The sequence below is a fragment of the Nocardioides sp. S-1144 genome (genome assembly GCF_005954645.2).
GTDB lineage: Bacteria > Actinomycetota > Actinomycetes > Propionibacteriales > Nocardioidaceae > Nocardioides > Nocardioides dongxiaopingii.
On the sequence record NZ_CP040695.2, the window covers coordinates 2,560,079 to 2,582,894 of the forward strand.

Genomic DNA, 22,816 nt, shown 5'->3' on the forward strand with positions numbered 1-22,816 from the left:
TCAGGCGCGGCGGTGACCACCACGGTCGGCGTCGGCTCGCTTCGCCGGGCGGGCCTTGGCGAGCTTCTTGTCCGCCTGGGGGGCGTAGCTGTAGCCATACCCGTAGCCGTAGCTGTAGGAGCGGTCCGACTTCTTCGACGGCGCCAGGTTGACCACCACGCCGACGGCCTTGGCGTCGACGGCCTCGACCCGCTCCAGGGCGTGGCGCAGCTGGTCCTGGTTGGTCTTGCCGTGGCGGACGACGACGAGCATCCCGTCGGACTGCGCGGCCAGCAGCGCGGCGTCGGTCACCGGCAGCAGCGGCGGCGCGTCGAGCAGGACGACGTCGAAGCGGTCGCGCAGGTCGCTGATGAGGCCCGCCATCGCGTGCGACTGGAGCAGCTCGGACGGGTTGGGCGGCCGCGGGCCGCAGGTGAGCACCTGCAGGCCGGTGTCGGCGTAGCCCTGGAGGGCGTCGTCGAGCTCGATGCGACCGATCAGCACCGACGTCGTGCCGACGGCGTCGTCGAGGCCGAGCCGGTCGGCGATGAGGGGGCGGCGCAGGTCGCACTCGACCAGGGCGACCCGCTGGCCGGCCATCGCCATGGTGATGGCGAGGTTGACCGCGGTCGTCGACTTGCCCTCGGCGGGCAGCGAGCTGGAGACCACGAAGGTGCGGTGGTCGTGGTCGACCTCGACGTACTGCATGTTGGTGCGCAGCACGCGGAACGACTCCGCCCACGGCGAGGCCTCGGACAGGGCCTGCGCGGGCTGCTTCTTGATCGCGACCGTGTCGACGTTGATGTGCCCGAGGATCGGGGTGTCGGTGATCGCGGCGATGTCGTCGCTGGAGGTCAGCGAGGTGTCGAGGAGCTCGCGGAGCACGGCGAGGCCGACCCCGACGAGCAGGCCGAGCACCAGCGCGAGGCCGAGGTTGCGCGGGGTGTTGGGGCTCACCGGCGAGCTCGTCGTGTCGGCGTTGTCGACGATGGAGGCGCGGATCGGGGCCTGCCCACCACCGTCGGGCGTCTCGATGTCGGCGATGAGGTCGATGAGCGCCTCGGCGTAGGCCTGGGCGATGTCGCGCGCGACCACGGCGTCGGCGTCCTGGGCCGTGACGACCAGGGTCACGGTCTCGGGCACGACCTGCGCCGAGACGGCGGCACGCAGCTCGGCCGGCTCGAGGTCGCCGCCGAGGTCGGTGGCGACCTGCTCGGACAGCTTGCGGGTGTCGACGAGGTCGACGTAGGAGGTCACCCGCTGGGTGGCGAAGAGCCCTCCGCTGTAGGCCTCACCGGCGTCGGACGGCGCCGTGGAGACGAACAGCTGCGCGCTCGAGGCGTAGAGCGGCGTCGTCTGCCAGGTGAGCAGACCAGCCGCTCCGACGGCGAGCACCACGCACGCCACGATCATCTTCCAGCGACGACGGAGCGTCCGCCAGTAGTCCCGGAGCTCCACGAACGTCCTGTCTGTTGCCGAGTTGTGACAGCGACACCATAAGGGAGGACCCTGGTCGGGCGAGACATCGGCGCGGGCCGTCGCCGAGCCCGCAGCCGGCCCGGCCCGAGGACGTCCAGCGCGTGACCACCGACGTGCAACGGCGGGCGTGGGCGTGTCTACACTCTCGCCTGGGGACGGCACACGAGACGGGAAAAGCAGCAGCATGACTTCGCAGGTGGACGGTCCCATTCTTCTCTCCACCCCTGACGTCGGCGAGCTCGAGCAGCAGTACGTGCTGCGGGCCCTCCAGTCCGGGTGGGTGGCCCCCGCCGGACCCGACCTCACCGCCTTCGAGGACGAGGTCGCCGCCCGCGTCGGCACCGCCCACGCCGTCGGGCTGTCCTCGGGCACCGCGGCCCTGCACCTGGCGCTGGTGTCGTGGGGCGTCGGCCCGGGCGACGTCGTGCCGGTGTCGACGTTCACCTTCGCCGCCACCGTCAACGCGATCCGCTACGTCGGCGCCGAGCCGCACTTCGTCGACTGCGACGAGGAGTCGGGCAACATGAGCCCGGCCCTGCTCTCCCGGGCCGTGCGGACCCTGCAGGACGCCGGGCGCGACGTCCCGGCCGTCATCCCGGTCGACATGCTCGGCAAGTGCGTCGACTACGCCGCCATCACCGAGGTCGCCGACGCCGCCGGCGCCCGACTGCTGTGCGACTCGGCGGAGTCGTTCGGCGCGTCGTACGACGGCCGGCCGGCCGGGTCGTTCGGGGACGCCTCGGTGCTGTCGTTCAACGGCAACAAGATCATGACGACCTCCGGTGGCGGCATGCTCCTCACCGACGACCAGCGCCTGGCCGACCACGTCCGCAAGCTGTCGACGCAGGCCCGCGAGCCGGTCGCGCACTACGAGCACACCGAGGTCGGCTACAACTACCGGCTCTCCAACATCCTCGCCGCCCTCGGCCGGGCCCAGCTCGAGCGCCTCGACGACATGCTGAAGCGGCGCCGCGGCTGGCGCGAGCGCTACCGGCGCCTCCTCGCCGACCAGCCGGGGGTCCGCATCCTCGGCGGTGCCGACGACGCCGGCGACAACTGCTGGCTCACTGCCGTCGTCGTCGACCCGGACGTGTCCGCGTGGAGCGCCGCCGACCTCGCCTCCGCCCTCGGCGAGGCCGGGATCGAGTGTCGCCCGGTGTGGAAGCCGATGCACCTGCAGCCGGTCTCGGCCGGGCTGTCCGGGACGCTCGACGGCTCCTCCGAGCGCATCTTCGAGCGCGGGCTCACCCTGCCGGCCGGCTCCGCGCTGACCGACGCGCAGTTCGAGCGCATCGAGGCCACGATCCGCGGGGTCGTGGTCGCGTGAGGGCCTACGACCCGGTCAAACGGGCGGTCGACGTGGTCGTCGGCGGGGTGGCCCTGGTCCTCTCGCTGCCCCTGCAGGTCGTCGTCGCCGTCCTGGTCCGTCTCAAGCTGGGCTCGCCGGTGCTGTTCCGGCAGCCCCGGCCCGGCAAGGACGAGCGGGTCTTCGAGCTGGTGAAGTTCCGCACCATGCTCGAGACCGACAGCGCCCGCGGGCTGGTGACCGACGAGCAGCGGATGACGCCGTTCGGCTCGTTCCTGCGCTCGACCAGCCTCGACGAGCTGCCCACCCTGTGGAACGTGGTGCGGGGCGACATGAGCCTGGTCGGTCCTCGCCCCCTGCTGGTGCGCTACCTGGACCGGTACACCGCCGAGCAGCGGCGGCGCCACGACGTCCGCCCGGGGGTCACGGGCCTCGCCCAGGTGAGCGGACGGAACGCCCTGACGTGGGACGCCAAGTTCGCCAAGGACGTCGAGTACGTCGACCGCCGCAGCCTGCGCCTGGACGCCTCGATCATCGCCCGCACGGTGGCCCAGGTCCTCCGGCGCGACGGCATCAGCGCCGACGGCGACGTGACCATGCCCGAGTTCATGAGGAGCACCAATGACTGAGCCAATCGCCGTGATCGGCGCGGGTGGCTTCGGCCGCGAGGTTCTCGACGTCATCGACGCGATCAACGACGCGCACCGCGCGCCCGTCTGGAACGTGGTCGGAGTAGTCGACGACTCACCCTCGGAAGTGAATCTGGAGCAGCTGGCCAAGCGGCGCGTCCGGTTCCTCGGTAGCTCCGACGAATTCATCACGTCGTCGTCTCCGGTGAGCTACGCCGTGGGCATCGGGAGTCCAAGTGTGCGCGGGCGCGTATCCACGCGATACGACGATGCGGGTTTCCAAGCTGCCACGCTCATTCATCCTTCTGCGACGCGAGGCTACGGCGTCGACATCGGTCCGGGCAGCGTCGTGTGCGCCGGAGTGCGGTTGACGACGAACATCCAGATCGGTCGCCACGTTCACCTCAACCTCAACGTCACCGTCGGACACGACACGGTCATCGAGGACAACGTGAGCCTCAACCCTTCCGTAACGATCTCGGGCGACTGCACGATCAAGGCCGGCGTCCTCGTGGGTAGCGGAGCAGTTGTGCTCAACCAGCTCACCGTCGGACGCGGCTCCGTGGTCGGGGGCGCCGCCTGCGTTGTCAGGGACGTGCCGGGCGGCGTCGTCGTCAAGGGGGTTCCTGCTCGATGAGGGCTCGAGTCGCCTTCGTCTGTCAGTGGTACCCGCCCGAGCCGGCAGAGATCCCGGCCGGCATCGTCGCCGCCCTGGGTGACCAGGGACTGGACGTCGAGGTGCTGACCGGCATCCCCAACTACCCGTCCGGCAAGGTCCACGAGGGCTACCGCGCCGGATCTCGCTCGACCGAGGAGCACGCCGGTGTGGCCGTCCACCGCACCCCGCTCCACCCGAGTCACGACTCGAGCGCCCGGGGACGGCTGATGAACTACGCGTCGTGGGCGCTGAGCAGCGCCGCGCTCGGCCAGCGGTTGCTGCGCCGCAGCGACGTGGCCCTGGTCTACTCGTCGCCGGCCACCGCGGCCCTGCCGGCGATGGTGAGCAGACTGGTGTGGGGCAAGCCCTACGTCCTGCTGGTCCAGGACGTGTGGCCGGACTCCATCTTCGCCTCCGGCTTCCTGACGGGGCGTGCCTCCCGCCTCGTCGAGCGAGCCGTCGACGTGTTCGTGCGGCGCGCCTACGCCATGGCGTCGCACGTCGCCGTCATCTCCCCCGGCATGATCGACCTGCTCAGCTCGCGCGGCGTGCCGGCGGAGAAGCTGTCCCTGGTCTACAACTGGCTCCCCGACGCCGAGCTCGCCGTCACCGACGACGACGACACTGTGGAAGGTGTTCGCGCTCGCCTCGGCATCCCCGCGGCCGAGTCCGTCTTCCTGTACGCGGGCAACCACGGCAAGGCACAGGCCCTCGAACCGCTGGTCGACGCCTTCGTCGAACCGGTGACGGAGCCCTCGCACCTCGTGCTCGTCGGTTCCGGGGTGTCGAAGGCCGACCTGGTCGCTCGCGCGTCCGGGTCAGACCGGGTGCACTTCCTGGACGCCGTGCCCCGCGCGGAGGCCGCACGGCTGACGGCGTCCGCGGACTTCCACGTGGTCTCGCTGGCCGACGAACCGTTGTTCGCCGTCACGATGCCGAGCAAGGTCCAGTCGGGGCTGGCGGCCGGGCGGCCCATGCTGGTCGTGTCGCGCGGCGACAGTGCCGAGCTGGTGTCCACCGGCGGAGCCGGCCGCGGCGCCCAGCCCGGCAGTGCGACCGCGATCGCCGCGGCCGTGGTCGACCTCGCGGCTCGAGGTCCGCAGGCACGAGAAGACATGGGCCGCAGGGGCAGGGAGCTCTACGGCCGGCTGATGGCGCGCGAGGTCGGTGCCGCACGTCTCGCGGAGCTGCTCCGGTCGGCAGCCGGGGACTCCCGACGTCGCGGACCCTTCCGCAGCACCACACCGACCACCCAGAGGAGAGAAACGCAGTGACGAGTTCACAGGGCCCGGTCCTGGTCACCGGGGGCACCGGGTCGTTCGGCTCGACGATGGTGCGACGGCTGCTCGACACCGACATCGAGGAGGTGCGCATCCTGAGCCGCGACGAGTCGAAGCAGGACACGATGCGCCGCGAGCTCGCGGACGGTCGGGTGAAGTTCCACGTGGGTGATGTGCGGGACCCCCGCAGCGTCGAGGACGCCGTCAACGGGGTCCGCCACATCTTCCACGCGGCCGCGCTGAAGCAGGTCCCGAGCTGTGAGTTCTTCCCTCAGCAGGCGGTGTTCACCAACGTCAACGGCAGCGACAACGTCATCCGGGCCGCCGAGCGTGCGGGCGTCGAGTCGGTGGTGTGTCTCAGCACCGACAAGGCGGTCTACCCGATCAACGCCATGGGGATCTCCAAGGCGATGATGGAGAAGGTGGCCCAGGCGCACGCGCGCCACCGCGCTGCAGACGGACCGGTCGTCTCGATCACCCGCTACGGCAACGTGATGTACAGCCGGGGATCGGTGATCCCGGTGTTCATCGAGCAGATCCGGCAGGGCCGGCCCCTCACGGTCACCGATCCGAGGATGACCCGGTTCCTGATGTCGCTCGACGAGTCCGTCGACCTGGTGGAGTACGCCTTCACCCAGTCCGAGCCCGGTGACCTGTTCGTGCGCAAGGCGCCCGCCTCGACCGTCGAGGACCTGGCGCGGGCCGTGGCCTCCCTCTTCGGCGACGACGACCCCGAGATCCGGGTGATCGGCACCCGGCACGGGGAGAAGCTCTACGAGTCGCTGCTGAGCCGCGAGGAGCTGCAGAAGGCGGACGACCACGGCGACTACTACCGGGTCCCGCTCGACGCCCGCTCGCTCGAGTACGAGCTCTTCTTCGACCAGGGCGAGACCGAGGTGGTCGACGACGACTACACCTCGCGCAACTGCGAGCGGCTCGACGTCGAGGGCGTCAAGCGACTGCTCCTCCAGCTGCCACCGGTGCGCCGCGCGCTGGCCGAGGCCGGTCGCGACGCGAAGCCGCAACCGTGAGGGTCGCGATCACCGGCGGCCACGGCTTCCTCGGGTGGCACACCGCCTGCCGGCTGCGGGCGCTGCACGGTGTCGACGCGGTTCGGCTGGGCCGCGCCGAGCTCGACGATCCGCAGGCACTCGGCGACCTGCTGTCCGACGTCGATGCCGTCCTCCACGTCGCCGGCGTCAACCGTGCCGGCACCGACGACGAGGTCGAGCGGGGCAACGTCGCTCTCGCCGAGACCCTGGCCGCAGCCCTGGCGGCGGCGGGGCGCCCGGTCGGCGTCGTCTTCGCGAACTCGGTCCAGGCCGAGCTCGACAACCCGTACGGCCGTGGCAAGGCCCGCGCCGCAGAGATCCTCAGCGGCGCGGTCGGCGCCACCGGGGGCAGCTTCGCCGACATCCTGCTGCCCAACCTCTACGGGGAGCACGGACGCCCGGGTTACAACTCGTTCGTCGCGACCTTCGCCCACGAGGTGGCCGCTGGACGGACGCCGCACCTCTCCGGCGACCGCGAGATCGCGCTCCTCCACGCCCAGGACGCGGCCGCAGCGCTCATCTCCGCAATCGGGACGGACACCCGAACGGTGGTCGGTGCCGAGTCGATCGGCATCGGCGAGGTCCTGGCACTCTTCCAGGAGTTCCACGACCTGTACGTTCCTGCGGCAGAGGTGCCCGACATCTCGACCCCGATGCGACGCAACCTGTTCAACACCTACCGCGCTGCGGCGTTCCCGGAGATGTGGCCGGTGTCGCCGCAGGTCCACGCGGACAACAGGGGCGACCTGTTCGAGACCGTTCGTGCTCACGGCGGCACCGGGATGGCGTTCATGTCAACCACGCACCCCGGCCAGAAGCGCGGCGAGCACTACCACCTCCACAAGGTCGAGCGCTTCTTCGTCGTGAAGGGTGAAGCAGAGGTCCAGCTGAGACGTCTCCTCCACGACGACGTGGTGACGTTCCGACTCAGCGGCGACACGCCGTCGTTCGTGGACATGCCCACCCTGTGGGTGCACAACATCCGCAATGTCGGCGAAACCGAGCTGATCACCATGTTCTGGTCGGACCAACTGCTCGACCAGGCCAACCCGGATCAGTTCCCCGAGGCGATCGCCCAGGAGGCACTCGCATGAAGGTCATGACGATCGTCGGCACGCGACCCGAGATCATCCGACTCGCCTGCGTCATCGACCGCCTCGACAAGACGGCCGGCATCGAGCACGTGCTGGTCCACACCGGACAGAACTACGACTACGCCCTCAACCAGGTCTTCTTCGACGACCTCGGACTGCGAGCTCCGGACCACTACCTCGGCGTCGACACCAGCAGCCTCGGGGCCGTGCTGGGCGGTGTCCTGATCGGAACCGAGAAGGTGCTGCTCGAGGAGAAGCCGGACGCGCTGCTCGTCCTGGGCGACACCAACTCGTGCATCGCCACCGTGATGGCCAAGCGCATGCGCATCCCGACCTACCACATGGAGGCTGGCAACCGCTGCTTCGACGAGAACGTCCCCGAGGAAACGAACCGTCGCCTCGTGGACCACGTCGCTGACTTCAACCTTGCCTACACCGAGCACGCGCGTCGCAACCTGCTCGCGGAGGGCCTCCACCCCCGCCGGGTCCTCGTCACCGGGTCGCCGATGCGCGAGGTGCTCGACAAGTTCCGGCCCCAGATCGAGGCCTCCGACGCACTGGCGCGGCTCGGCCTCACCCGGGGCGACTACTTCCTGGTCAGCGCGCACCGCGAGGAGAACGTCGACCTGCCCGAGCGTCTGCAGCTGCTCCTGGACTGCCTCGTGGCGGTGCGGGACCAGCACGGCAAGCGCATCGTTGTCTCCACCCACCCGCGGACGCGCAAGCGGATCGAGGCGCTCGACACCGACCGGGACCTGACCGGGATCGACTTCATGGAGCCCTTCGGATTCCACGACTACAACAAGCTCCAGCTCGAGGCAGCCTGTGTCCTCTCGGACTCGGGCACCATCTCGGAGGAGTCGTCGATCCTGGGCTTCCCCGCGATCACCCTGCGCGACTCGATCGAGCGTCCGGAGGCTCTCGACAGCGGCACGATCATGATGACCGGACTTAGGGAGAACGACGTCCTCCGGGCCGTCGGCATCGCCATCCACGACGGAGCAATCACGTCGTCGGCCCCTGCTGGTTACGAGGTGGGCGACGTCAGCAACAGGGTGGTGCGCTTCATCGCCTCGACCGCCGCTCGACACCACGCGTGGTCGGGGATACGACAATGACGTCCTCGCTGAAGACCAAGCGCATCTTGATCGCCTCGGACGTGCGCGGTGTCCGAACCGAGGTGGGAGTTGCCGCCACGCACCCAGCGGGCCTGTACTCGAACTTCCTCACCATAGCCGCGCCGTTCCAGAGCGGCACCGTCATCTCGCGCGACGCCACTCGCTCTCGAGCGACCGAGTCGCCCGGTGGGCTGATGACGGGCGAGCTCGTGTCCTACCGAGGAGTGCCCGACTACGCGTCGGTCGCGGGCCTGGCGCGAACGGCGCCGGCAACGGTGCTGAGGGTCTGGAGCGCACTTCGTGAACACGACGTGGCATACGTCCGACTGCCTGAGCCACTGTCGATCATCGTCGGCATCCTGGCGCTGGTCCGTCGCCGCCCGCTGGTGGTCAATATGGTGGCCGATCCACGGACGCTCGGGGGCGATGGCGCGCGATCTGTAGTCCGGTGGCTTCTTACACGAGCAACCTCGTACCTGGTCAGACGGGCGGCCGGTGTCATCTACGTGACCCAACACCAGTTGCAGAAACACTTCCCGTGTCCCCCATCGGTACCCGCCCTCGTGCGATCGAACGTCCGGATCAACGAGGTGGCCCACCAGCCGAGGCCGGCGCCGAAGGCGAGCGCGCGGTTGCTCACGGTCGGCGTGAATTCGGGTCTGGCCAAGGGACAAGACCTGGTGATCGAGGCCGTCGCGCTGCTGCGACACGAGGGACTGCCGGTCGAGGTTGAGCTCGTCGGCAGCGGAGACCGGAGCGACTGGTTGCGCCGGCGCGCCCAGGAGCTCGGAGTCACCGAGTTCGTGACCTTGCGCGGTCACCTGGATGATCCCGCGGAGGTCCGCGCTGCCTACGACTCGGCAGACGTGTTCTGTCTACCCTCCAGGAGCGAGGGTCTTCCTCGCGCCATGGTGGAGGCCATGGCGCGTGGACTTCCTTCCGTGGGAAGTCGCGTCGGAGGAATACCGGAGCTGGTCCCCGAGCACCGCTTGATGCGAACCCTCACGGCGAGTGACTTGGCGGCCCGTGTCCGCGAGCTCATCTCGACTGACGCCTCCTATGAGGACGCTTCACGCGACGCGATTCGACGAGCCTCCACGATTCGTGACCAGGCACGGCCCGAGAGGCTCCATGGATTCTTGGCGGAGATCCTCCGATGACGGTCTCGACGAGATCTGTCCACGAGCAGCAGCAACCAGTCGATGAATCTCGTGGCGCCGAGTCTCGGAGAAGGCATGCCTACCTCTTCGTGACAGTCACGGCCCTGGTCATCTTCGTCGCCATCCTCCCGGATGCTGGCCGATTCTCGCTGTTCGTCCTGGCTGTTGGTGCCGTCTTCGTGTCCGGCTTTTGCCTGCTCGCTGTCGCGCGGAATGCTGAGCGCGGGGTCTGGTCGGCTCAGCTGATCTCCCTGCTCGTGTTGATGATCTTCCACCTCGGCGCACTTCCCGAGTTCCTGTACACAGACACGGCGGCACTGGCTCCGGTCGAACGCTTCATCCACCAACCTGAAGCGGCAACGGCTGCTTGGCTGGCGATGACCTGCGCGCTGGCTTTCACCTTCGGTTGCCTCATGGTCGATCGGGGTGCCATCGCCCGGCCCCCTCACCACAAGGACCTGCCCAGCGCATCCTTGTTCCAACGGATGGTCGCCGACGTCGGGAGCGCCCTGGCGCTGGTATCCATGGCCGCCTGGGGGCTCTTCGCCCTTCGCGCAGGTCTGGGCTTCGGATCCACCTACCAGGACTACTTACAGGCTCGCGCCCAAGCACCGCTCCAGCTGATCTACTACGGGCTGGCGGTAGGGGTGGTCTTCGCAGCGCTGGAACGCAGGCGGTTGCTTCCCCGCCTCGCCATGGTGGCCTTCGCCGGCTTCATCGTGCTCGCCTTCCCGCTGGGACTGCGCGGGGAGGTCCTCTTCCCGCTGGCCGCGGTGAGCATCGTCCTTGGTGCGCAGCGCAGGATGCCTCGCCCACGAGTCCTTGCCATCGCCGTCGTCGCTCTACTCGTCCCGATCGGGATCGTCTCGGACACCCGCCAGGGGGCCAGTCTCGAACCCGACCAGGTGGTGACTGCCCCTACCCGAGCCTTGAGCGAGATGGGAGGGAGCCTCGCTGTGGTGCACGCCACGGTGACGTGGCACGACACCAAGGGAGAGCCGTTCTACCAGGGCGCTACCTATCTGGCACCCATCAACGACGCTTTCGTGCGCTACGCCCTCCGACAATCTCCAACCCCGGAGTCGCAGAACCCGAATCACATGAGCACTCAGATCGCGATCAGGGTCGGGAACGTAGGCGGATCGGTCATCGGCGAGGCCTACAACAACTTCGCCGTCCCAGGAGCACTGGTCATCATGTTCGCCTGGGGATGGGGCCTTGCGCGCCTGAACAGAGTGGCGAGCCGCGGAGGTGCGTGGCTCATCCTGACGGCGACGACGAGCTTGGTCTTTCAGATGCTGGTTCGGAACAGCTTCGCGAGTACACCGTCGGTCCTTCTGATCACGGCACTCGTACTCGCACCGGCCTGGCTACTGGGGCGCGCCGGCTCGGCACGGGCTCGTCATAGCGCCGGCGATCTCGTGCGATGACGATGCGCGTCACCCTCCTCGGAGCTACCACCGTCCGCTTCGCTGTCCTGGGCGTGGCCTTCGTGACGAGCGTCCTGGTAGCACGGAACTTGGGGGCCGAGGCCAGAGGCATCTTCCAGATCGTGTTGACCACGTCCTTGCTGGTCGCCTCGGTGGGCGGTCTCAGCGGCGAGCTTGGCTTCGCCGAGCTGTCGATTCGACGAGGCGCGATGTCGCGCCAACGTGTCCTAGGAACGCTCAGCTACTGCTCGGTCCTCTGGGGCGTCATCCTGGGTTTCCTCGCTTTTGCCACGGGACTGGGAGCACACCAGCTGAGAGACCTGCAGCTCGACCCGTTGAGTGTTCGGGCGGGACTGCTGTCGGTAGGTGGGTTCGTGACCACCACGGTTGCCAACACGTGGTTGCAGCGGGCACTGCATCTCCAAGGACGAGCCGCGGTTGCAGCCGCTTGTTCGCTCGCCGAGGTCCTGGTCGCCTTGATCGTCGTCCTGCACGGATTGGCCTCGGACTCCCTGTCCCTGCAACGGGTCTTGGTGGGGACATTGGCTGGTTCTGCTCTCGCCGCGCTGTTGGCGCTTACTGCGACCAGGTCGCCGATCTCCTCCGTGGACTTCACCGTTCTCGCACGCGGGCTGCACGCCGGCGCGAAGTTTCACCTCTCCCAAGTCGCGCTGCAGATGCTGATGCGCTTGGATATCCTCCTGCTAGGGCTCCTGGCGGGCGCGGCAAGCGTCGGCCACTACGCGGTTGCGGTGAGTATCACTGCCCCCCTCGCTGTGCTGGCCAGCTCGATGGCGAGCACGTTCCTCAACCGCCAGTTCGTCGACTCGGACTCGGAGGCTGCCGAGTTCACCCTCAAGCTCGTCGTGGTGACCGCTGTCCTCGTCGGCGCGTTCGCACTCGTGGTCGCTGCCGTGGCTTGGCCGGCGATACCGGCACTCTGGGGCGGGGCCTTTACGGATTCACGGATGGTGCTGGTCATACTTCTGCCCGGCGTGGTCGCGCTGGCAGCTCAGCGGCCCCTGGGACATCTCTTCGTGCGCCACGGCGCGGCGCGAGCCATGACGAGCAGAGCACTGGGGGCCCTGGCCGTTTCGGTCGTCCTGGACGTTGCCCTGATTCCTCCTTTCGGAGCTGTGGGTGCTGCTGCGGCGTGTACGTGCGCCTACCTGGTCTATGCAGCAATCTCTTGGCGCCATTTCACGATGCTCACCGGCCACACGACCCGTGATCTGTGGCACGGCTTTAACGTCTTCGACCGCACCACCGTGAACAGATGGGAACGCAAGTGAGTACCCGACAGCACGTTCTGCACTTCTTCGCAAGCTTCGAACGAGGAGGTGCGGAGACGCGCACGCTCGAGGCGCTATCAACCCTGGGAGACCTTGCTCGCGACCATCGTGTCGTCGCCCTGGCGAACCCGGCAGGCCCCATGAGGGAGGAGTTCGAGGCGCTGGGTGCGCGCACTAGCTTCCACCCGCTCAAGGCAGCGTCGGGAGTGCGGACACTGTTCCACGACCTGCGGAACGCCCGGGTAGCTCACTCGCACCTCGGAGCAGTTAGTGCTCCCGTCCTCATCCTCGCGACGCTGGCGCGCGTCCCTGTTCGTGTGGCGCACTATCGCTCGGACTCGACCGTGGCGACCGACAGCTGGCGAAAGAGGATCCTGGCCCGCACGGCGAACTGCACCGTCAGGTGGCTGGCGACCGACATCATCGGGGTCTCCCCCAGTGCCCTCACCCACGGATACTCGGCGTCGTGGCATAAGGATCCGCGATGCCGGGTGATGCTGTCAGGCGTTCCGGTTCCTCCACTCCCAGGGCCAGTTCTGGATGTGCACCTGAGACAAGACCTAGATATCCCTGGGGACCATCCGGTCGTGGTACACGTCGGGCGGGACACTCCGGAGAAGAACCGAGCACGAGCGCTCGAGATCATGGCAGCGATCGACTCCGAGCAGTGCCCGGCACACCTGGTTTTCGTGGGGAGGGATGATCCCGCAGAGCTTGACCGTCTCCGCGAGCGTGCTTCGTCGCTGGGACTGACGGGCCGGGTCCACTGGGTTGGCCAACGTACGGACTCGAGCCGGCTGCTTGCGGGTGCTGACGTGCTGCTCATGACGTCCCGTCGTGAAGGGATGCCTGGCGTGCTGCTGGAGGCCCTGGCAGTCGGACTTCCCGTCGTTGCGAGCGACGTCCCCGGGGCAGTTCTGATCTCGAGGGCGCTCGAGGACGATGTGATGTGCTTGTCGCTCAGCAGCAACGACATCACGTGGGCCGACGCGGTCAGGTCCCAACTGGACCGCGTTGGCGGTCCAGAGGTCCGGAGGGAACGTCGGGATCGATTGGCCGAGTCTGCATTCGAGCTGTCCCGGTGCGTTGGCTCCTTCAGATCCCTCTGGCACCCCAGCATCGCCCAGCCATCCGAGCCAGCGAAGCCGAGGGTGGTCCACCTCTTCTCGCGTCTTGACACCGGCGGAGCGGAGACCAGGACCTTGGAGCTCATCGAATGGCTTGCGCAAGGCGAGGCGGTCCACGACCAGGTAATTCTTCAGTCAGGCGGGATCGGCACCCTGACTGACAGGTATGAAAGAGCCGGCGCACGCGTGATCTCCCGTCGATTCCGGTCGCCGGGCTTCTGGTTGGCGGCTAGGCAGAACCTTCGCGATCCCAGCACCGTTGCTCTTCACCTGCACGTCAAGCGCGGTCTGTCCAAGTCCGCACTTCTTCTGCCCTTGGCTAGGTGGGGCGGAGTCCCGGTGAGGATCGTGCACTTCAGATCGGACGGGACCCATCCAATCGACCGCCGGTTGGGGCGGGCGTACGAGATGTTCTACCGGTTTCTGATCGACCGGTTGGCCACTGACATCGTGGGCGTCTCCCCGGCCGCACTGCAGCTGGGTTGGCGTGAGGACTGGTCGAGTGACCCTCGCTGTCGTGTGCTGCTGTCCGGGGTTCGGCTGGACCGCCTCGACGAGGCTGGCGACGTCGAAGGTTTTCGTCGGGAGTCGGGTGCTGCAGCAGAAGATCTGGTCCTCGTGCACGTGGGAAGGGACGTGCCGCTGAAGAACCGCGTGCGCGCGATCGAGATCCTCGGCGCCCTGACAGCCCAGGACATCGGTGCAGTGCTCGTTTTCGTCGGGCGCGACGACGAGGCGCAGCACGGTGGGCACCGATCCCTTGCGGAGGCACACGGGATCGGTCCGAGGGTCACGTTCCTCGGGACGAGAGACGACGTTCCGGCGATCCTCGCGACGGCCGACGTGCTGCTGATGACCAGCACTCAAGAAGGAATGCCCGGCGTACTCCTGGAGGCACTGGCCGTAGGAACAGTCGCTGTTGTCTCGGATCTCCCGGGAACTCGATACGTCGCGGACAGACTCCCTGGGGTCACGCTGTGCTCGCTTTCCGACGCGGACGAAGTCTGGGTGGAAGCACTCGTCAAGAGCCAGGTTTCGCGACCCACCAAGGACGAGCTGAAAGCTGCACTGCTGACGTCTGGGTTCGACACGCGTCGGGCCGCGACGGCCTTCGTCGACCTGTGGTCGGGTCGAACCTCGCCGCCGAACTAACGGCTCCCGCGGCCGAGTGTTCGAGAATCCCTCGCTTTTTCTCTTCCAGTGTCAGGCCTCGAAGATGGGTGCCTTTTTCAGTGCGCCATCCCTCAACCGGTCGACCGAACGCAGGAATTTGGCCCGAGTGCCAGCCACCATGGCGTTGCCGCTCGATTGACTCCGGTGAAGTTGCGACCGTCTCCCACTGTGACACCGAGTGACCGGATGAAGAGGAGAGAGTCTCATCGCACCTCGATCATATCCACCAGCCGGTGTAGAACCAGCTCAACATGACGCTCCTATCAACGACGTGCTTTGTGCCTGCACTTCTATGACTAGAGCTAGTCGAGGTGCGACTGGGACTCGAACCAGGCCAAGGTCTGCTTCAACCCTTCTGTCAGACCGGTTGGCGCGATGTCCGGGAAGAGAGACCGCAAGACTTCGTTGTTGGCCATCGAGTGGGGAACGTCGCCGGCCCTAGGTGCACGGTGCTGCACGTCAGGCGTGATCCCACTGATCGCAGACAGCTCCTGAATGAGTTCTGTGAGATTGGTGTTGGTGCCGAAGGCCAGGTTGACCGGCTCCGGGTGGGAGACGCGACGGACCGAGGTCTCGAGCAGGACCTTGCAGACCGTCTCGACAAAGGTGAAGTCTCGGGAGTTGGAACCATCCCCGTTCACGTAGACTGGCTCCCCGCGGAGCATGGCGTCTATCCACGTGGGGACGACCGCAGCGTAGACGTGGCCAGCACGTTGACCGGGGCCGAAGACGTTGAAGAATCGGAACGCCACGGTCTCGAATCCGAAGGACTGCTGGAACGCAAGCGTGTACTGCTCGGTGGCGAGCTTGGTGACCGCATAGGGGCTCATGGGGCGCACCCATTCGCGTTCCGACTTCGGAAGTGCCGGATTCATGCCGTAGACCGAGCTCGATGAGGCACACATGGCATGGGTCACGTCAGCTCGCCGGGCCTGGTCGAGGAGGACGAGGGTGCCGGTGGCGTTCACGTGATGGCTGGTGATGGGGTCGTGGATGCTTCGCGGGACGCTGCCCAGTGCGCCCAGGTGGACAATGGAGTCGACACCGACCACCGCCCTCGACACGGCGGACTCGTCCAACAGCGATCCTTCGTGGAAGTCGACGTCGAGACCGCTCAGGTTCTCACGGAACCCGGTTGAGAGGTCGTCGAGCACACGCACTTCATGCCCTGAATCAAGAGCGTGGCGGGCGAGGTTTGATCCGATGAAGCCCGCTCCACCGGTGATGAGAATGTGCATCGTTGCAACTTTCTGGCTAGAGACGAAGGTCGGAGGCGTCACGGGGAAGCAGCGACTTGAGGTCGTATATGACGCTGTCCGACTGCAGCCCCCAGGCACGAACCTCCTCCGCGCTCAGCGCCGCGAACTGTCGGTGGGCTACCGCAACCACGATGCCGGCGTACGCACCCTGCTCGGGCAGGTCGACCGGGTCGATGCCGTACTCACGTCGGGCTTCAGCCTTGTCGACCCAGGGGTCGAACACGTCGACGTCGATCCCGTACTGCTTGAGCTCGTCGACGATGTCCACGACGCGGGTGTTGCGCAGGTCCGGTGTGTTCTCCTTGAATGTGAGACCGAGCACGAGCACACGTGCCCCGCTCAGTGGAATCGCCTTCTGGGTCATCTTCTTGATCAGCTGCGAGGCGACGAACGAACCCATCGCGTCATTGAGTCGACGCCCAGCCAGGATCAGCTCGGGGTGGTAGCCGACCGCCTGGGCCTTGTGGGTGAGGTAGTACGGGTCGACCCCGATGCAGTGTCCACCGACGAGGCCCGGCCGGAAAGGCAGGAAGTTCCACTTGGTGCCAGCGGCTTCGAGCACGTCGAGGGTATCGATTCCCAGGCGCCCGAAAACGAGAGCCAACTCGTTGACCAACGCGATGTTGACGTCGCGCTGCGTGTTCTCGATGACCTTCGCGGCCTCGGCCACTCGGATCGAGGGGGCGAGGTGCGTCCCAGCAGTGACCACGGTCCGGTACAGGTCGTCCACGAACTCCGCCGCTGCGGGGGTCGAGCCGGATGTCACCTTCACGATGGTCTCCAGGCGGTGCACCCGATCACCGGGGTTGATGCGCTCGGGACTGTAGCCGACGTAGAAGTCCTTGTTGAAGGTGAGACCCGACAGTTGTTCCAGGAGGGGGACGCACTCTTCCTCCGTCGCTCCCGGGTAGACCGTCGACTCGTAGATGACGACGTCGCCCACACTGAGGACGCCGGCCACGGTCCGAGTCGCCGAGAGAACCGGCCGCAAGTCCGGCTGCTTGTGCTCATCGATCGGGGTCGGCGTCGTGACGATGTACACGTTGACGCCCTGGAGGTCCTCAACAGCGGTGGTCGGGTGGAAGCTGGCCGCCTGCGTCAGCTCGTCGTCGGCAACCTCGAGAGTGCGGTCGTGCCCATTCCGAAGCTCCTGAACTCGAGTCGGGTTGATGTCGAAACCGACCACGTCGAACTGCTTGGAGAAGCAGACTGCCAAGGGAAGGCCGACGTAGCCGAGCCCGACGACACCGATGTGGATGTCTTCTGATTGCAACTTCATCGCTGTTGTTCTCGTTTCTCGTTGCGTCGCCGGGTTCTGCCCTCGCGCAACGTTCTCGGATGTGTTGAGGTTCGACGCTTCGCTGATGCTCGTGGAGTTGAGTTGGCTCTCGAGCGCGTCCGGGGATGGCAACTCCTACGAACGCTCGACGCTCACTTGTTCGCGAATTGGTTTCACATGTGGGGTCCAAGGTTCACGGGCCCTCGCCCTTTCTGGCGTACTGCTTCCTGGCTCAGCGAGATCTGCGGAATCTGCCATAGACGACGAGAGGTAGGTCAGAAGGAAAAGACTCGGAAACTCATGCTGGCTCGGTCAGCCCGCCAATCGAGCCGATCACGGACAACTGCTCCCGTAGCTGCCGCTGGAAGTCCCAGGCACCACACTGGGGGTCACCCCCAGTTCGCCGTCTCCAACCTGGCCGGGACCGCTCTCCATGGTCCAGTTGAGGACGGCGTCGTCCAGGGTCGAGAGCTCGGTGACGATCGTGACGACCTGCCGGTTCTTGACCCGGACGTCCTGCTCGAACGGATCGACCTTCCGACCATTCAGGGTGATGTCTCCGATGGTTCCGCCGGCCGGACCGTAGATCCGGATCGGGACGACCTGAGAGCCTGCATCGACGCCGCGGATCCCTCCCCCGGTCACCGACACCGGCAGCTCGGCTGCGTCCGTTGCGGAGATCACCTGGTTGAGCGTCATCTTCGCGGCCAGCTGCTGGCGGTCGTCGTTGCACGACCTCGACTCCACCGCCACCCGGTAGCGCAGGTAATAGGACATCTTCGACCCGGTGGCGTCGTTGAGGCCGACGTCGACGTGGGGGGTCTGTCCGTCGTCCCCGGTGAGTTCACCTAGCACCCGGCTGTCCGCAAGGAGCGCCTGGTCCTCCTCGTCAAAGGTGGCCACGAGGAAGCGGCCCTCGCGGGCCGCTCGCTCGAAGCCGTCGACGAGCGAGACGGGCGACGGCACGTCGGTGGCGGCGGCGTCAAAGATCGCCCGAGCGGCGCCGCCGAAGAACAGGTCCTGCTCCTCCGGCTCCAGCTCCAGGTAGGGCCGGCTGAGCAGCTCCTCGACGAGGTTCTCGCTGGTGAGGCTTCGCCCGTCGACAGTCACCGGGCCGGTGCCCTCGAGCAGGTAGGACATGCCGACCGGATCCAACGCCATCACACCGTCGAGGTCGACGTCGGGGAACCGGTTGTCCCAGTGGGCGTCCCAGATCCGTGCGGCCCGGGGGAAGTCAGGGGCGAAGCCCGGGTTCTGAAAGAACACCCCGATCTCCTTCCCGTAGACCTCGACCTCCTCGGGGGTCAACGGGACAACGGGCGTGTCGGCCGTCGGGAAGTCGAGGGCCACCCCCTGCCGTGCCATGTCGATCCGCCCGTCCTCGGCGTGGATGAGCGCCCACGCGCCGGGCATGCCACCGGTCGCCCGGATCTCGGCGTTGTTCTGAAAGAGCAGCAGGTAGTCCCGCGGCCCCTCAGCACCCACCATGCGCGGGAGGACGCGCACAGCGGTGTCGGCCGAGCGCAGGCTCACCGCCGCGCGACCGAGCTGGTCGGCGTAGTCGTCGAACCGACGGTCGAGCACGCCGACGAACCCCGAGGAGTCGACCGCCTCGACCTCTGTCGCGGCCGCGGTGAGCGCCTTGCTGGCTCGCGCCACCGGCTCCTGCATCGACTCGACGCCAGCAAGGTCGATCCGGCCGCCCTGGTAGATCCGGTCGAGTGAGTCGACGGTGCTGGCGATCGGCGCGATCGCGTCGGTGGCCACCGACGACAACGTCCGGCTCAGCACCCGGACGCCGTCCGCGTCGTCACCGACGAGCGGCACGTGGGTCATCACACCCCACCACGCACCGTCGGTGCGGTCCTCGGCAGAGGAAGCTGCGTCCTGCAGGGCGGCGATGGCCCGGTCGCGCGCCGGGGCGTCGTCGTCGTTCAGGGCTCGGCGCAGTTCTGAGACCGCGCCCTCGGCGTCACCGAGGTCCTGCTGCACCTGGTAGGTCTGCCAGGCGGTGTAGCCGACCACCGCGATGATCGCGGCGGCCACGGTGGAGATGATGACGCTGCGTCGGCGAACCGCCACGGGTGGTGTCTCCTTCGAGGGAAGTCACTGACGAGTGCCGTCCGACGCTGTCGGAGGCGAAGGTGCCTGGACGTGACGAGGGTCCGATGCTCCTCGCATCGGACCCCCGTCTCGCTCAGTCGATCAGCGACGTGCCTTCACCCGGACCGTCGTCTGGTCCTGGCTCGGCTTGAAGATGCTGTTCTTCGCGGGCACGAACTTCGCAATCACGCGGTACTTGCCGGGCTTCAGGCCGGCGAACGTCACCGTGGAGGGGGTACGGGCGTTGCGGGTGGCCGAGCGGTTCTTGCCCGGGCCCTTGACGGTGATCGTGACCTGACCCTTGGGGCGGGCGTCGCCAGCGGTGCGCACCACGGCGCGCGCCCGCAGCTTGCGGGGGGCGGGGGACGTGGCGCTGACCTGCGTCGAGGTCTTTACGCACCCGGTGTAGGGGCAGTCGACGGCAGCGGAGGCCGTGGTGCTGCCACCAGCGGCCACCAGACCGGACGCCGTGAGCAACGAGAACAACAGCGCAACGAGAAGCTTCTTCATGGTAATCCTCAAACGAGTGGGTGGCCCAGACGCGCACAGTTAACCATGGCTACGACAAGCCCGACGACTCGCTGACAATTCTGGGCAACAACGTCAGGTGAACACCTGCCGACAACGTCTCACCCCTTTGTCCGTAAAGGCCCGACGAACCCTCCACCCGTGATATCCAGTGCTGTGGGGACATCATTCGTACGTAGGAGAGTTCGTGCTCGTCGAGCAGCTTCGTAACAACCGTGTCGCCGTCTCCATGGCGGTCGACACCACGGCGTGGCTGGTCAGCTTCGTCGTCTTCACCTGGCTCCGGTTCGACACGACCGGCACCGACGGCACTGCCGCTCCGTGGGACCGGGTCGGTGCGATCGCCGTGGCGACCGTCGCCCTCTACCTCGTGGTCGGCTGGGCGACCCAGCTGTTCCGGGGTCGGGCCAAGGTCGCCAGCCTGGACGAGATGCTGCTGCTCGGCGCGACGATCGGGCTGGTCGGCGGGGTGGTGTTCCTCGCCAACCTCGCCTTCCAGTGGGCGCCACGCAGCGTGCCCGCAGGCGCCGCGCTCGGCACGCTCGTGCTGGCCGCGTGGGCACGGGCCGCGTGGCGGCGTCTCGGCGAGCGCGACGCCGAGCGACGTCCCGGCGGCGTCGACACCCGCCGCGTCCTCATCGTCGGTGCCGGCGAGGCCGGTAACGACCTGGTTCGCTCGATGCTGCACGACCCGCAGCACACCTGGCGTCCGGTGGGCTTCCTCGACGACGACCCGCGCAAGCGCCACCTGCGGCTACGCGGCGTCCCGGTGCTCGGCACCACCGCCCAGCTGGCCGAGACGGCCGCCCGGCTCGAGGTCGGCACCGTCGTCCTCGCCCTGCCGAGTGCGGACGCCGACACGATCAGCCGGCTGCGCCTCGCCGCGACCCGCGCCGGGCTCGGCGTGAAGGTGCTGCCCGCCAACACCCAGCTGCTCAGCGACCAGGTGGGCATCCGCGACCTGCGTGACATCAATCTCACCGACGTCCTGGGGAGGCACCAGCTCGACACCGACGTCGACGCGATCGCCGACTACCTGCGCGGCCGTCGCGTGCTCGTGACCGGCGCCGGTGGCTCGATCGGCGCCGAGCTGTGCCGCCAGATCCACCGTTACGCCCCCGCCGAGCTGATGATGCTCGACCGCGACGAGTCGGCCTTGCACGCGGTGCAGCTGTCGATCCACGGACGGGCGCTGCTCGACACCGACGAGGTCATCCTCTGCGACATCCGCGACGAGGCGGCCGTCAACCAGCTCTTCCTCGCTCGCCGGCCCGAGGTCGTGTTCCACGCAGCGGCCCTCAAGCACCTGCCGATGCTGGAGCAGTACCCGGCCGAGGCGGTCAAGACCAACGTCATCGGCACCCGCATCGTGCTCGACGCCGCCGTGCGCGTTGGCGTCACGACCTTCGTCAACGTCTCCACCGACAAAGCCGCGAACCCGTGCAGCGTGCTCGGCTACTCCAAGCGGATCGCCGAGCGGATCACCGCTCAGCGGGCCGAGATCGCCGCCGGCACCTTCCTCTCGGTGCGCTTCGGCAACGTGCTCGGCAGCCGCGGCTCGGTCCTGACGTCGTTCGCCAAGCAGATCTCCGAGGGCGGACCGGTCACCGTCACCGACCCGCAGGTCACGCGGTTCTTCATGACGATCGAGGAGGCCTGCCAGCTGGTCATCCAGGCCGCCGCGATCGGCAACCCCGGCGAGGCGCTCGTGCTCGACATGGGCGAGCCCGTCCTCATCCTCGACGTCGCCCGCCAGCTGATCGAGCAGTTCGGCACGCCGGTCGACATCGTCTACACCGGCCTGCGCGAGGGCGAGAAGCTGCACGAGGACCTCTTCGGCGACGACGAGCCCCGCGACCTGCGCCCGACGCACCCGATGGTCTCGCACGTCCCGGTGCCGGCCATCGACGAGGAGGAGATCACCTCGCTGCCCACGCTCGGTGCCGCCGACGACGTCCGCCGGTCGATGGCGCTGCTCTGCGTCAGCAACGGTCCGCTCGTCCCCTCCCCCGCCGCTGCCGGCGTCGACTACGAGGTCACGCACTAGCCCGACTGGTCTCAGCAGACGCCGGGCGCGCTGTCCGGCCGAGAATCCCGGCTTTGGGACTAGCTCGGCTCGTCCGGGACGAGCTCGAGCGTGAACGGCACCATCGCTTCATCCATGCCCATCCACTCGGCCACGTCGGCCGGGAGGGGCTGCCACCCGTGCGTCATCTGTGTCATCTGTCGAGTAGACGCCCCCGACCTGAACGTCGTGGTCACAACCAGTCCACATGTTGGTAGTCCCCACGCGGCTGATTCGTCGGCGCGTGTGATGCCGAGCCGACGCGGTGCCGGTCTCCGCGGCCCCACGCCGAGAGTCGCCTCCTCGAGCGCAGGCCGCTCCGGGCGACGTTCATCGAAGATTGCACCTCCCCGTGGGCTCGTCGCGGCGACCTGGGTGGCTGCCCCTCCCCCGCGTCCGCGCGCCTCGGCGCCGTGGACCTCGTGCTCTCTCGACGCCCGTCTGGACCAGGCTGGCCTGCCCCTGGCGCCTGCACCCAACTGCGCCGACTTCCGTCACGACCTCGCATCGGGACCGCGTTCGTCTCCGGACGGGAGATCGTCTGGGAAGTTCAGGCCGGCACAGTCGATGTACGAGGAAGTCTTGGCTGACGCTTCGACAGCCACCCTCGAGCGACCAGCTCCCTATCGTTCGCGGACGCACTCCAACTTGCCGCCGGCGCGTTACTGGCTCTGTCCGATGGTTGATGCGGCCCTGGCCACTCGCGCACTCAGCTGACCGAGCCTGACCCGGCGCCGAGAGCGGACTACCTACGCAGTTCTGCCGATTTGAATCATGAATCGTCCGCAGTGCGTTGAGTCGACAC

General features: G+C 67.6%; 17 protein-coding genes. 12 read left to right on the forward strand and 5 right to left on the reverse strand.

Features of this window, described 5'->3' with window-relative positions:
- Positions 1-1,437: a tyrosine-protein kinase domain-containing protein gene (locus FE634_RS12050; RefSeq protein ID WP_187366687.1), complete on the reverse strand. Its 1,437-nt coding sequence runs from the start codon at positions 1,435-1,437 to the stop codon at positions 1-3.
- Positions 1,438-1,642: 205 nt separating this feature from the next.
- Between FE634_RS12050 and FE634_RS12055 the strand changes: the two genes are divergently transcribed.
- From FE634_RS12055 to FE634_RS12105, 11 genes are read left to right on the forward strand one after another with little or no spacing between them, the layout of a single operon-like run.
- Complete coding sequence (locus FE634_RS12055) at positions 1,643-2,785, forward strand: DegT/DnrJ/EryC1/StrS family aminotransferase (protein ID WP_138875994.1); 1,143 nt, start codon at positions 1,643-1,645, stop codon at positions 2,783-2,785.
- The gene (locus FE634_RS12060; protein WP_138875995.1) at positions 2,782-3,393 is read left to right on the forward strand and encodes a sugar transferase; all 612 of its coding nucleotides are present in this window, start codon (positions 2,782-2,784) and stop codon (positions 3,391-3,393) included. The genes FE634_RS12055 and FE634_RS12060 overlap by 4 nt, the downstream gene beginning before the upstream one ends.
- Complete coding sequence (locus FE634_RS12065) at positions 3,386-4,030, forward strand: acetyltransferase (protein ID WP_138875996.1); 645 nt, start codon at positions 3,386-3,388, stop codon at positions 4,028-4,030. Before FE634_RS12060 ends, FE634_RS12065 begins: the two co-directional genes overlap by 8 nt.
- The gene (locus tag FE634_RS12070; RefSeq protein WP_138875997.1) at positions 4,027-5,325 is read left to right on the forward strand and encodes a glycosyltransferase family 4 protein; all 1,299 of its coding nucleotides are present in this window, start codon (positions 4,027-4,029) and stop codon (positions 5,323-5,325) included. The genes FE634_RS12065 and FE634_RS12070 overlap by 4 nt, the downstream gene beginning before the upstream one ends.
- Positions 5,322-6,362, forward strand: coding sequence for a polysaccharide biosynthesis protein (locus FE634_RS12075; RefSeq protein WP_138875998.1), 1,041 nt, complete (start codon positions 5,322-5,324; stop codon positions 6,360-6,362). Before FE634_RS12070 ends, FE634_RS12075 begins: the two co-directional genes overlap by 4 nt.
- Positions 6,359-7,477: a polysaccharide biosynthesis C-terminal domain-containing protein gene (locus FE634_RS12080; protein WP_138875999.1), complete on the forward strand. Its 1,119-nt coding sequence runs from the start codon at positions 6,359-6,361 to the stop codon at positions 7,475-7,477. The genes FE634_RS12075 and FE634_RS12080 overlap by 4 nt, the downstream gene beginning before the upstream one ends.
- Positions 7,474-8,595, forward strand: coding sequence for a non-hydrolyzing UDP-N-acetylglucosamine 2-epimerase (wecB, locus tag FE634_RS12085; RefSeq protein WP_138876000.1), 1,122 nt, complete (start codon positions 7,474-7,476; stop codon positions 8,593-8,595). Before FE634_RS12080 ends, wecB begins: the two co-directional genes overlap by 4 nt.
- The gene (locus FE634_RS12090; protein WP_148240629.1) at positions 8,592-9,755 is read left to right on the forward strand and encodes a glycosyltransferase family 4 protein; all 1,164 of its coding nucleotides are present in this window, start codon (positions 8,592-8,594) and stop codon (positions 9,753-9,755) included. The genes wecB and FE634_RS12090 overlap by 4 nt, the downstream gene beginning before the upstream one ends.
- Complete coding sequence (wzy, locus tag FE634_RS12095) at positions 9,752-11,185, forward strand: O-antigen polysaccharide polymerase Wzy (protein WP_138876002.1); 1,434 nt, start codon at positions 9,752-9,754, stop codon at positions 11,183-11,185. Before FE634_RS12090 ends, wzy begins: the two co-directional genes overlap by 4 nt.
- A complete protein-coding gene (locus tag FE634_RS12100) occupies positions 11,182-12,477 on the forward strand; it encodes a lipopolysaccharide biosynthesis protein (protein WP_138876003.1) in 1,296 nt (431 codons plus the stop codon). Before wzy ends, FE634_RS12100 begins: the two co-directional genes overlap by 4 nt.
- Positions 12,462-14,756, forward strand: a complete 2,295-nt coding sequence (locus FE634_RS12105) for a glycosyltransferase (protein ID WP_148240630.1) — start codon at positions 12,462-12,464, stop codon at positions 14,754-14,756. Before FE634_RS12100 ends, FE634_RS12105 begins: the two co-directional genes overlap by 16 nt.
- Positions 14,757-15,079: 323 nt before the next feature.
- Here the strand turns inward: FE634_RS12105 and FE634_RS12110 are convergent, their stop codons facing one another.
- The 4 genes from FE634_RS12110 to FE634_RS12125 form a co-directional block, all read right to left on the reverse strand.
- Positions 15,080-16,015, reverse strand: coding sequence for an NAD-dependent epimerase/dehydratase family protein (locus FE634_RS12110; RefSeq protein ID WP_148240631.1), 936 nt, complete (start codon positions 16,013-16,015; stop codon positions 15,080-15,082).
- 16 nt (positions 16,016-16,031) lie between these two features.
- The gene (gene tviB, locus FE634_RS12115; RefSeq protein ID WP_148240632.1) at positions 16,032-17,315 is read right to left on the reverse strand and encodes a Vi polysaccharide biosynthesis UDP-N-acetylglucosamine C-6 dehydrogenase TviB; all 1,284 of its coding nucleotides are present in this window, start codon (positions 17,313-17,315) and stop codon (positions 16,032-16,034) included.
- A 333-nt stretch (positions 17,316-17,648) separates the two neighbouring features.
- The gene (locus FE634_RS12120; RefSeq protein WP_148240633.1) at positions 17,649-19,361 is read right to left on the reverse strand and encodes a DUF4012 domain-containing protein; all 1,713 of its coding nucleotides are present in this window, start codon (positions 19,359-19,361) and stop codon (positions 17,649-17,651) included.
- Positions 19,362-19,520: 159 nt separating this feature from the next.
- Positions 19,521-19,928, reverse strand: coding sequence for a hypothetical protein (locus FE634_RS12125; protein ID WP_138876007.1), 408 nt, complete (start codon positions 19,926-19,928; stop codon positions 19,521-19,523).
- Positions 19,929-20,133: 205 nt separating this feature from the next.
- Between FE634_RS12125 and FE634_RS12130 the strand changes: the two genes are divergently transcribed.
- Positions 20,134-21,993 (forward strand): nucleoside-diphosphate sugar epimerase/dehydratase, encoded by a 1,860-nt coding sequence (locus FE634_RS12130; RefSeq protein ID WP_262347399.1) that lies wholly within the window; start codon positions 20,134-20,136, stop codon positions 21,991-21,993.
- Positions 21,994-22,816 lie beyond the last annotated feature (823 nt).

What these genes read in the sequence shown, in the direction of transcription:
- FE634_RS12055 (WP_138875994.1), top strand. Translation starts at nt 1,643, where the DNA reads ATGACTTCGCAGGTGGACGGTCCCATTCTTCTCTCCACCCCTGACGTC.
- FE634_RS12065 (WP_138875996.1), top strand. Translation starts at nt 3,386, where the DNA reads ATGACTGAGCCAATCGCCGTGATCGGCGCGGGTGGCTTCGGCCGCGAG.
- FE634_RS12070 (WP_138875997.1), top strand. Translation starts at nt 4,027, where the DNA reads ATGAGGGCTCGAGTCGCCTTCGTCTGTCAGTGGTACCCGCCCGAGCCG.
- wecB (WP_138876000.1), top strand. Translation starts at nt 7,474, where the DNA reads ATGAAGGTCATGACGATCGTCGGCACGCGACCCGAGATCATCCGACTC.
- FE634_RS12090 (WP_148240629.1), top strand. Translation starts at nt 8,592, where the DNA reads ATGACGTCCTCGCTGAAGACCAAGCGCATCTTGATCGCCTCGGACGTG.
- wzy (WP_138876002.1), top strand. Translation starts at nt 9,752, where the DNA reads ATGACGGTCTCGACGAGATCTGTCCACGAGCAGCAGCAACCAGTCGAT.
- FE634_RS12100 (WP_138876003.1), top strand. Translation starts at nt 11,182, where the DNA reads ATGACGATGCGCGTCACCCTCCTCGGAGCTACCACCGTCCGCTTCGCT.
- FE634_RS12105 (WP_148240630.1), top strand. Translation starts at nt 12,462, where the DNA reads ATGGGAACGCAAGTGAGTACCCGACAGCACGTTCTGCACTTCTTCGCA.
- FE634_RS12110 (WP_148240631.1), bottom strand. Translation starts at nt 16,015, where the DNA reads ATGCACATTCTCATCACCGGTGGAGCGGGCTTCATCGGATCAAACCTC.
- tviB (WP_148240632.1), bottom strand. Translation starts at nt 17,315, where the DNA reads ATGAAGTTGCAATCAGAAGACATCCACATCGGTGTCGTCGGGCTCGGC.
- FE634_RS12125 (WP_138876007.1), bottom strand. Translation starts at nt 19,928, where the DNA reads ATGAAGAAGCTTCTCGTTGCGCTGTTGTTCTCGTTGCTCACGGCGTCC.